The 3,477-nt window shown below is 47.9% G+C and carries 1 protein-coding gene and 3 pseudogenes; 3 read left to right on the top strand and 1 reads right to left on the bottom strand.

Annotated features, from left to right (window positions below; all coding sequences use genetic code 11):
- The first annotated feature begins 298 nt into the window (after positions 1–298).
- A pseudogene (locus BBW68_RS13345) lies at positions 299–1,328 on the top strand (LacI family DNA-binding transcriptional regulator).
- Positions 1,329–1,636: 308 nt separating this feature from the next.
- Here the strand turns inward: BBW68_RS13345 and BBW68_RS19980 are convergent.
- Positions 1,637–2,122, bottom strand: a pseudogene (locus BBW68_RS19980) (IS1 family transposase); the annotation flags it as partial.
- Positions 2,123–2,204: 82 nt separating this feature from the next.
- On the opposite strand from BBW68_RS19980, the gene wzz(fepE) reads away from it, so the two are divergent.
- Together wzz(fepE) and BBW68_RS18950 are read left to right on the top strand one after the other, a co-directional pair.
- Complete coding sequence (gene wzz(fepE) / locus BBW68_RS13340) at positions 2,205–3,365, top strand: LPS O-antigen length regulator Wzz(fepE) (RefSeq protein WP_070135731.1); 1,161 nt, start codon at positions 2,205–2,207, stop codon at positions 3,363–3,365.
- Positions 3,356–3,477: pseudogene (locus BBW68_RS18950) on the top strand (transposase); the annotation flags it as partial. The gene wzz(fepE) and the pseudogene BBW68_RS18950, both read left to right, overlap by 10 nt.

The raw sequence follows: 3,477 nt of genomic DNA, 5'->3' as shown, positions 1-3,477 counted from the left end.
ACTGATTTTATGTTATAGATCCTTGCTGTCTTTATGGAATCACAGCATAATTTTTATTTATTCAACAAAGCCAACGCCTGAGTAAAACCTCAGTTTTATGTTGGTAATAGATATATTGTTAATCAGGTTATCGGCAGGTTTAATTATTATTAACTCACTTATTTATCAGCATTAAATTAAAAGTAGCAACAATGAATCTTGATAAGGCTATTAATTTCATGTTGTTACTACATCAGGTTTGGGCAGGTGATAAAACAGGGTATTATGAGAAACAGGAATTAATCTTCAGGATACCACAATGATTACCATGCTAGATGTTGCGAAAAAAGCGGGCGTATCAAAAGCCACCGTTTCCCGGGTATTAGCGGGAAATAGTTACGTCAGTAAAACCACCCAAGATAAAGTATGTAAGGCGATTGAAGAGATGGGCTATCGATCTAATTTACTGGCGCGTAATCTGGCCACTAGTAAATTGCAGAATATCGGGCTGGTGCTGGCCAATACCTTAATTATAACGCCCCCTATTTTAGCGAGCTGTTATTCTAGGCGGCCACCGTCACCGAGCAGCATGGGCGCCAGCTGATCCTTGCGGACGGTAAGCATGACGCGCGTCAGAAGCGGCAGGCCATCGAGTTCCTGCTCGATCTGCGCTGTGATGTGATTATCATCTACCCGCGCTTTCTCAATATCGCCGAGCTGGATGAGATTATTGAGCAAACCAGCAAGCCGATTATTGTCGTTAATCGCCAGTTGCAACAGCATCCGCAGCACTGAGTTTTTGCCGCCCACAAGCAGAATACCTTTGATGCAGTTAATTAGCTAGTCGCCGAGGGGCATCGTGACATCGCGTTTATTGCCAGATCGCCCGGTTCGCCTACCGGCACCAGCTGCCTGACCTGAATGGCTACCGCGCTGCGTTGCATTCACATCACCTTCCTTTTGATGAACAGCTAATCGCACACGGCAGCTAGATGCCGCTTAGCGGGGTTGAAACCGGACAGCAGCTGCTTCAGCTCGGAGTTGAGTTTACCGCACTGGTGGCGAGTAACGACGACATGGTGATTGCGGCAGTCAGGGCGCTATACGCCAGCGGTAAGCGCATTCCGCAGGATGTTTCGCTGCTAAGCTTCGATGAAATTCCGATGGCCTCCTTCTTTGTGCCGCCGCTGACCACGGTGCATATGCCGGTTGGCAAGATACTCAAACACACGCTGGAAAAACTGGTGCTGATGCTGGATGGTCAGCCAACCGAACCGTTGCCAGCCTTTAACGGCCAGCTGGTGGTGCGTGATTCGGTGGTGGCCGGGCCGTATAAAGGGCGGACGTAGATGGAACAGGCGGCGGAGCGGTAACGCTTCTTCGCCGGGTAAATACGCTTTCCATACCAAGAAGATTCTTAGTTTGTCGTCAGTAAATAAGACGAAAGATATGTACATCTATTAAATATTTTGCCAATAAATAACTTTTCGTTAACGTTTTAGTTATGGTTAATTTTTAAAAATAAGAATATTCTGTGTTATATTAGCTCCGATATAAGGGGGAGGGGGTGATGTGGCATTAATGTGATGTATTTCGTTAAACATCAAATTTGTTAACAAAATGTAGCGCTGTATCTCCTGCCCTGAGCTATCGGGGTGTAAGAGAGCTTAAACTGGCTCAACAGTACAGGAAGACGCTTTAAGGTCAGAGCATTACGAGGGCTAAATGCATGTGCAGGGACTCGCTTTTGGATGAGTATCGCAAGCATAAAATAACCATCGCTGATTGCCTTTGCACCGGACATATGACCACTGCTCATCGGCTTCACAGCAGATAACTAACTCTGCCCTAGGCTCTACGTTTTGCGCTACCTAGTGCGGCGTAAGTTTTTTGGATGACGAAGAACGGTATTGAGGCTTATCCGTACAACCCGTGCTGTATCGTGGCATCCGGAACCGTTCATCGCCCTATCAACGATGGCCTGATGGGGTTCTGGTTTAGCTCCGTTGTAGCGATAGCTGAGCTGGAAGGTCTTCAGGCATTGGTTACAGCGATAGAGCTGCGCCCCTGAGCCGGAGTGACCGTTTCGGATAACCCCATGAGTTTCAGAACAGCGAAAACAAACTATATCAATCTTTGCCATCAATCATCCAAAAGGCAAAAAATACAACAAGACTAAGTCTGCGTCACGATCCGCTATCGCAAGTATTACAGGAAAAGAACCTATGAGTTACATCACCTCTGACGAGCATGCGTACCCACGGCGTATCGCGAATTCTGGCAATTCATATTCTCGCCCCGATGACGAAATAAACTTGCTTGAGCTACTTTCAATTATTCTGAGCCGTAAATATCTGATTGCTGGTTTTACCGTGCTGATATTATTGGCAGGGATTGGCGTTAGCTATTTAATGCCACAGCGCTGGACCAGCTCCACCATTTTGGTGCCTGCTGAGACACCGCAGCTGCGCAGCATGGAAAAGGTGCTGACCGAGCTGGCAGTGCTGAATATCAAAACCGATATCAACCCAGATTCGCTGCTGTCTGATTTTATGCGCAACTTTGATTCACGCAGCCTGCGCGAAAAATATCTAGTTAACACCACCTACTTCAAAGATTTGGTAAAGGATAAAGCCGACAGCCCGGAGATGTGTAATCACCTGATCAATGCCATTCTCAACGGCAATATCGATTCTTACAGTTCGGTGCAGGACAAAGACGGCAATAAAAAAGAGTATCGTTATTACAAGATTAAATACACCGCCAAAACGCCCACCGCCGCACGCGACCTGCTGGAAGGCTATATCAATTATGTCACCACGGTGGTGGAGCAGGAGCTGCATCAGCGTCTGAAATATCAGGTTGATATGCTGAAAGGCAAAGAAATGGGGCGCTATGAATTTGATTTAAAGCGGGCGCAAAATCTGCACCGGATTCAGCTCGACCGCCTGCAGTATGCCCTCGATATCGCCCGCTCTGCCGGTCTGAAAAAACCTTCCTGGAGCAACGGCACTGTCATTCAGGATGACCCGGATTTTTCCGTCACTCTGGGTGCTGACGGCCTAGAGCGTAAGCTGTCGATTGAGAAATCAATTACCGACCCGTCACAGCTCGATGCCGACCTGCAAAACCGTCGACTGTATATTGAAAAACTTAACAACCTAAAAATTGATGAGCTTACCGTTAAGCCGTTCAAGTACATGCGTGCGCCTTACGAACCTGTTAAGCGTGACGGTCCGAAACGGATACTGATTGCGGTACTGTTTGCCCTTGCGGGGCTGGTGGGAAGCTGTGCATGGGTACTGCTGAACAGCGTGATGAAGAAGTGCAGTCAGACGATTGATTTACTGCCTAAGCGCGTGAAGTACTCGGGGAAATGGGAATGACCGCTATCTCCCGCAGCTAGGTGTCGTCCATCTACCGCGGCATCGATGAGCGCGTGCAGGCGTTCCTGCAACGACCGCTAGAAGGAGAATAGCCTACCTGTGGCTGGATGCG

This window comes from Candidatus Erwinia dacicola (genome assembly GCF_001756855.1).
Classification (GTDB): Bacteria; Pseudomonadota; Gammaproteobacteria; order Enterobacterales; family Enterobacteriaceae; genus Erwinia; species Erwinia dacicola.
Note: the sequence above shows the minus strand (reverse complement) of the source record. Positions and strands in the feature narration are given on the sequence as shown.